Here is a 6,524-nt window from a genome sequence, read left to right as displayed (position 1 = left end):
CCCGCCCATTTTCTGATTTTTGATGAATATGTCGCCTTTATGGATATGCTTGGCCGTGATGCCATGCAAGTCATGTCCAAGCTCAAACAGATTGTCATGCTTGGCCGTCAAGCTGGCTTCTTTCTCGTGTTGGCCTGCCAACGCCCTGACGCAAAGTATTTGGGCGACGGGATAAGAGATCAGTTCATGTTCCGGGTCGCTCTTGGGCGCATGAGTGAGCTGGGCTATTCCATGATGTTCGGCGAAACCAACAAGGACTTCTTCCAAAAACCAATCAAGGGACGCGGCTATGTTGACACTGGCGGTAGCGTGATCTCTGAATTTTACACACCACTAGTACCGCGCGGCTATGATTTCCTCACCGAAATTGGTGCCGTAGCCAATACCGTTCCTGCAACCCCAACAGAACAGGAGATGCTAAATGAACACTGATGTCAAAATCGAAAACAGATCGCAATTCCTCAACGACTTTCACGAAAACGTACCTTTCCAGTCTGGCGAAGACGCGGAAGACCAACTCGAATGGATGGCAATGCACGCCCACGAGTACCCGGATTCACGAATCTGGATGGGCGCTCCCGGCGGACTGACCGCTGATCGCTTTCCGAAACGCTTTTGGTTCAATGTTACCACTGGCGACGACGGTGGCTTGATCATGACTTACACCAACGTCGCAGATGAAGGTGATGAAGAATGATTACACCACAATTTAGAAACAAGATGCAATTTACAGAAGACTACGCCAATACAATCAAAGCTGGGACAATGAGTGACGCCGAAGACGCCTTGATGGAGCTTTGCGATTACATCGAGCCGTGGGAAGACGGTGATCACTGGCTAGAGCTTACCGCTGACCGCACCGTATCAGGCAAACCCGTGTACTTCTGGTTCACGGCTGATATTTCTGGCGACGGCATGGTTCTCACCTACCATGACTTGGCGCACCACTACTGATTATATCTCAAATGGGAAAAATTAAGCTGCGTCGTTTTGAGAAACTGTGATACTAAAATGCGTAAAAATCGGATTTTGTTGAATTTCGTCAACCGACGTGATATGATTCTAATATCAAATACGAAAGGTCGGTTTGCAATGAAACCAAACCCAACTATCCTCCACGCAGCAGTCGATGTCATGTCTACGACCGCTCGCGATGTACGCCCTGACTTTGATGCCTCGATTGCTTCCGTAAATCATACTGGTTTATCCCAAGCTGTTTGGGCTCGTCGTGGTCAACAGACTACTGACAAGTTTCCAGAAAATGATAATATAAAAATTCGTCACGTTCAACGTGGCGGCTTTTGGCAGTTTGAAGCAGTTGTCGATGTACAACAACGCGAAGTCTTCCTATTGATGACGCATGACAACTTAAAGGCACTGCAAAAAAGATTTAAAGCCAACGGGTATTGCCACCACTACTTATTCAGCCTACTTCGCCTAAATCCCGAAGCGAAAAGTGAGCAACAATCACTTTTCCAACTTGACGAAGATGAAGAAGCAGCACGAGAAAAAGACTGTGACAATATCTTAGGTGAATTCGCTGGTGAAATCGATCGCGTATATGTCGTAGCATTCGATTATGCTGAATCATTACCGACTGGTGGCGCTGTTTATCTGCTTGACCAAAACGGCTCGACGATTGAAAGCATGGACATCAGCGACATGCTTGTTGATCAAGAAGAAACAACTGAAGAAGATTCGCTGGGAACTGATCCTGTTAAACGTCCTAGCGAGTCGACCCCGTTGGTCAAGCTTAAAATCAAAAAGGCATAATGCCTACAATTAACTATTAGTGAGGATGTTGCAAAATGGGCTTTGAATTGAATGGTGACCGTCTTCGGGAAGCTCGGCGCTATCGTAGGCTAACCATTACAAGCCTTTCCGAAAAAGCCGGCGTTTCAAAACAGATGGTCTCTCGATATGAAAGAGGAACTGCTCAGCCGGGGCTTGAAGTTTTTCAGAAAATCGTCAGGGAGCTTCAATTCCCAGTTGATTTTTTTACTGGTACCAACAAATTTGAATATAAAGATGAAGGAACCTACTTTAGAAGCCGCTTGACTTCCACCCAGTCTGAAAAAATGCCAAGTGAAACGTACAAAAAAGCAACCGGCCTTGTACGGAACATGTTCAGTGAATATGTCGAGTTTCCTTCGCTATTTCAGGAGGACATCACATCAAAGTCCCCCAAGGCTGCTGCTATCCAGCTTCGTCAGTCTTGGGAGCTTGGAGATGATCCAATCAAAAATGTACTTCGACTTCTAGAAAGTCATGGTATTTTGGTAGCACTCGTGAATTCTGGTTCTGAAAAAATTGACGCCCATAGCGGCTATGTCGATGTCAACCAACACCGCTATTACGTCGTACTCGTAGATGCTAACAGCACAACCTTCTTTCGTCAGCAATTTAGCCTTGCACATGAATTGGGACATTTTATCCTTCATTCAGATAGTGTGGAGCCACAAACTCTTGATACTCAAGAATATCGTCAAATGGAAAAAGAAGCTGACGAATTTGCTTCAGAATTTTTGTTACCCGCACAAGCATTTGAGAAATCTATTAGTGGCAATCTAATGGATCTTGATGAATATATTCGCCTTAAGATGAAATGGTACGTAGCTGCCGGTGCAATGGTGCACCGTGCTCGCTCGCTCCGCTTAATCAATGCCGATCAGTATCTTCGCCTTCAAAAACGCATCAGTGCCCGCGGCTGGCGAAAGAAAGAGAAACTTGATGGTATCGTAGAGCCCTCAAAGCCGCAACTCTTACATCAGTCTCTCGACTTATTGGAAAGCGCAAACGTTTTACAAGCACGAGAATTGCCGGGAATACTCAACAGTGAGTACGGGGTGGCTTTCCCAACGGAAATACTTGCACAGGTCATCGGAGTTCCGATCAGCCGATTCAAGGCCGATATTGTGCAACTAAAACCACTGGCCTAAAAGGGCCTGCCGCCACGCGCGGCGGGCAGCGCGAAAGCCGCAAGCGTGAGTGGCAGCGGTCGGCGCCAGCCGACCGCTTACCCCCAGTACTCTAACAGGGGGGTATTAAATACAACGTCTGTGCCTGAACACAAGGTAGAAAGCCTGATATGACAGGTTTAAATTGAATAGTTATAAAATGATGGATTGCACCCCGCATCCATCTTTTTTTGTTCAAAAATCAAAGGAGGCTAAATGTGTTTTCTTGGCATGAACAAGTTAAGCTACATCGAAAACAATTACGACTGACGCAAGCTCAAGTCGCCCGGCGCTTAGGTGTCACACGGATGCATTACGTCCAAGTGGAAAACGGTAAGACTAACCCTAGTTCGTCTCTACAAATGGAAATCGACCGGCTGCTCAAGAATTGGAACGATGAACCAGAACTGACGCTGATGTTTGACTACATGCGGATACGGTTTCCCACACATGACGCCAAGGCCGTGATCACCAAGATTCTCGGGCTGACCCCAGAACACCTCATATTTGAGGAACACGGCTTCTACGGTTATTCGGCCATGTATATTTTCTCCAACATTCAGGTCATGGTGGCACCGGTTGGCTCCAACCTCGGCACATTGGTTGAGATGAAAGGTCAAGGCTGCCGAGAGTTTGAAGGCATTCTACTTAGCCGCGGTGAGAACTGGTACGACTACTTTCTTCGGGTCGATGAAGCTGGCGGCATCTTCAAGCGGGTTGATATTGCGATTAACGACAAGGTTGGCCTGCTAAACATTCCAGAGCTGGTCGATAAGTGCCTGAACAACGAGTGCATTTCCGTCATGCGGTCGTTTCAAGGGCTGCAATCAGGCAAGCTCGTGGATCTCGACGAGGCTGGCCGAGGCAATACCCTTTACGTCGGCACGATGAAAAGCGACGTGTATTTCTGCATATACGAAAAAGCCGCTGAACAAGCTGCCAAGCATGGCATCTCGATTGCTGACACGCCGATCATCAACCGATTTGAGATTCGATTGAAGAACGAGCGGGCGATTAAAGCGATTGAGAATATGCTGATTACCCGCGACGCTGAAAAGGTTGCGTTCGGTATCATCACCCGCTATATGCGCTTCGTGGATGAAGTCCCGGACAAAAGCCGCCTCAAGTGGCCGCTCAACGAACGTTGGGCATACTTCATTGGTAAAGGTCGTCAGCCGATCCGCCTAACTACTGACCCACAACCCTTTGACCTGAACAAGACCAAAGCGTGGCTCCAAAAGCAAGTCATGCCCACGCTCAAGGTTATCAAGGAAATTGACAACTACTTCGGCACTACTGACTTACAGCTCATGATCAAGGACGCCGAACTAACCGACAAGCACCTCAAGCTGATTGAGCAGCAGACTGTCGGTAGCGAAGAACTAGGAGGTGACATGTTTGGTCAATGACGTGCTTGCTTCTCACCCGCTGCGAGGCAAGGCATTCAAAGACTGCGTGCTGAACGTCTACGTCTACAAGGCCGTGCTAGTCGGCGTCGTTGAACACAAGAAGTACCGCCGTATCTGCGACATGAATAGTTTTGGCTTCACGGCACAAAACTACATCACTTGGCGGCACCAGCAACAAGAACACCCAGCGGCATTGATTGGCCGTGATGGTCGCGCTTTGAACTACGGTGAACTGCGCCGACTGCTTTATCAAACAGCCGAAGAATCAGGCTGGCCGGTCTTCGCTGCACCAGTGGAAGACCTATTTTTCGATTAACAGACTTGGTCGCGATTGACCGCGCCAAAACAATCGCAATTCAAAAAGGAGTGATGGTCACAAATTCAACTAAAGGAGTATCAACGCAATCGAACTAGACGTCATCTACAATCGCGATTGTCTGGAAGGTATGGCGGACTTACCAACAGCCTCTATCGACATGATCCTGTGCGACTTACCGTATGGCACCACAGCAAACGCTTGGGACAAGGTGATTCCGTTTGCCCACCTCTGGGGTCAATACGAACGGCTCATTAAACCTCAAGGCGCGATCGTACTCACCGCAACCGAACGGTTCTCTGCGGACTTAGTACAATCAAATCCGGCCTTGTACCGCTACAAGTGGGTCTGGATCAAGAATACTGTCACCAACTTCGTTAATGCCAAGAACCGTCCGCTATCCCGGTTCGAGGAGATTCTCGTCTTCTCAAAATCGGGCACAGCTAACTTTGGTAACTCCCCTGATACCAAAGGAATGAATTATTTTCCTCAAGGACTACTCCCCTATAACAAAACCGTCAACTCACGCAAGTATGAGAGGGCCAACCAGCTGCACCCGTGGAACGCACCTGATAGCTACACGCAAGAGTGGACGAACTACCCGTCTGACGTGCTCAACTACAAGTCTGATCGCACCGGCTGGCACCCGACACAAAAGCCCGTCGATCTTTTTGCCTACCTCATCAAGACTTACACCCAGCCCGGCGGAATCGTGCTGGATAACTGTATGGGGTCTGGCACCACCGCGATCGCCGCAATGGACACTGACCGCCATTTCATCGGCTATGAAATTAGCGAAGAATACTGGCGCCGGGCTAACGACCGAATCAAGCAACATCATGCTACGCAAACTGAACTATTCTGATTCATCACTCACGATCTGGTCGCCGCTGACCACATCAAAACAGCGGCAATCTTGAAAGGAGCCCTGGTCGCAAAACTAAAAATCAAAGGATGATTATTATGAATTTCGGACAAAACTTGTTTAATTGGTTCACTTCAAACGCCCAGAGCTTGGTACTGATGGCGATTGCCATTATCGGTGTTTACCTGGGCTTCAAGAGGGAGTTCTCTAAGCTCATCGGTTTTCTGATCATTGCGATCATTGCCGTGGGGTTGGTATTCAACACGGCTGGCGTCAAAGACGTGCTGCTGAATCTGTTCAATCGCGTCATGGGGGCTTAACCTATGGACGACATCAAAGTCTTTATTGCTAATCTTGGCAAATATAATGAGGGTGAAATTGTTGGTGCCTGGTTCACGCCACCAATCAACAATGAAGAACTTACCGAAAAGCTAGGACTGAACGACCAGTACGAAGAGTACATGGTTCAGGACTACGAAGGCCCCGTTGTCTTTAGTGAGTATTCAACGATTGGTGAGATAAATGAAGCTGCCGCGGCCATTGAAGCATTGAAAGGCACCGAGATTTACCCTGCCATCAAAGAGCTTATCGGCGAATGGTACGACAACGTGATCGAACTCGCTGCGCACAAAGACGACATCGCCTGTTATCACGTTGCGAACATGACGGAATTGGCCAAAGAACTGGCTGACGAAGACTGGTTCGGCGACATTCCGCCACAAGTCGAAAACTATATCGACTATGCCAAAGTCGGACGTGACCTCGAAATTGAAGGAGGTTTCGTTGAAACACCTTATGGCATCTACCAATTATTAGACTAACTCTCTGGGCTGGCGCTACAAAAGGCGTCAGCCTTTTTATCTCACTACGAAAGGAGATCACATGAAGAAAGTCAGATCCTACACCAGCATCTGGTCAGTGGAAAAGGTGCTGTATGCCATCAATGACCTGCAACTACCGTTCCCAATTACTTTTAA

General features: G+C 48.0%; 10 protein-coding genes and 1 pseudogene. All 11 read left to right on the top strand.

All coding sequences use genetic code 11. The annotated features are described in order from the left end of the window. A pseudogene (locus FC75_RS10170) lies at positions 1-432 on the top strand (ATP-binding protein); the annotation flags it as partial. Next, on the top strand, positions 422-697 hold the full coding sequence (locus tag FC75_RS10165; protein ID WP_054665974.1) for a hypothetical protein: 276 nt from the start codon (positions 422-424) through the stop codon (positions 695-697). The pseudogene FC75_RS10170 and the gene FC75_RS10165, both read left to right, overlap by 11 nt. Next, complete coding sequence (locus FC75_RS10160; RefSeq protein ID WP_054665971.1) at positions 694-954, top strand: hypothetical protein; 261 nt, start codon at positions 694-696, stop codon at positions 952-954. The genes FC75_RS10165 and FC75_RS10160 overlap by 4 nt, the downstream gene beginning before the upstream one ends. A gap of 138 nt (positions 955-1,092) precedes the next feature. After that, on the top strand, positions 1,093-1,773 hold the full coding sequence (locus FC75_RS10155) for a DUF5986 family protein (protein WP_056989815.1): 681 nt from the start codon (positions 1,093-1,095) through the stop codon (positions 1,771-1,773). A gap of 35 nt (positions 1,774-1,808) precedes the next feature. After that, complete coding sequence (locus tag FC75_RS10150; RefSeq protein WP_056989814.1) at positions 1,809-2,939, top strand: ImmA/IrrE family metallo-endopeptidase; 1,131 nt, start codon at positions 1,809-1,811, stop codon at positions 2,937-2,939. Positions 2,940-3,175: 236 nt separating this feature from the next. After that, the gene (locus FC75_RS10145; RefSeq protein WP_054665964.1) at positions 3,176-4,366 is read left to right on the top strand and encodes an XRE family transcriptional regulator; all 1,191 of its coding nucleotides are present in this window, start codon (positions 3,176-3,178) and stop codon (positions 4,364-4,366) included. Beyond that, positions 4,356-4,682: a hypothetical protein gene (locus tag FC75_RS10140; protein WP_056989813.1), complete on the top strand. Its 327-nt coding sequence runs from the start codon at positions 4,356-4,358 to the stop codon at positions 4,680-4,682. The genes FC75_RS10145 and FC75_RS10140 overlap by 11 nt, the downstream gene beginning before the upstream one ends. Before the next feature lie 130 nt (positions 4,683-4,812). Continuing rightward, positions 4,813-5,547, top strand: coding sequence for a DNA-methyltransferase (locus FC75_RS10135; RefSeq protein WP_054665962.1), 735 nt, complete (start codon positions 4,813-4,815; stop codon positions 5,545-5,547). A gap of 98 nt (positions 5,548-5,645) precedes the next feature. Further along, positions 5,646-5,867, top strand: a complete 222-nt coding sequence (locus FC75_RS10130; RefSeq protein ID WP_014571615.1) for a hypothetical protein — start codon at positions 5,646-5,648, stop codon at positions 5,865-5,867. A 3-nt stretch (positions 5,868-5,870) separates the two neighbouring features. Continuing rightward, positions 5,871-6,368 carry an antirestriction protein ArdA gene (locus FC75_RS10125; RefSeq protein WP_054665960.1) on the top strand — a complete coding sequence of 166 codons (498 nt, stop codon included), beginning with the start codon at positions 5,871-5,873 and terminating at the stop codon, positions 6,366-6,368. Between the two features lie 61 nt (positions 6,369-6,429). After that, positions 6,430-6,524, top strand: a 95-nt coding sequence (locus FC75_RS13040) for a conjugal transfer protein (RefSeq protein WP_235808735.1), incomplete at its 3' end; no start/stop codon positions are given.

Source organism: Lacticaseibacillus camelliae DSM 22697 = JCM 13995 (assembly GCF_001436615.1).
Lineage (GTDB): Bacteria > Bacillota > Bacilli > Lactobacillales > Lactobacillaceae > Lacticaseibacillus > Lacticaseibacillus camelliae.
The sequence above is the reverse complement of the archived record's forward strand: the minus strand, read 5'-3'. Positions and strand labels throughout refer to the sequence as shown.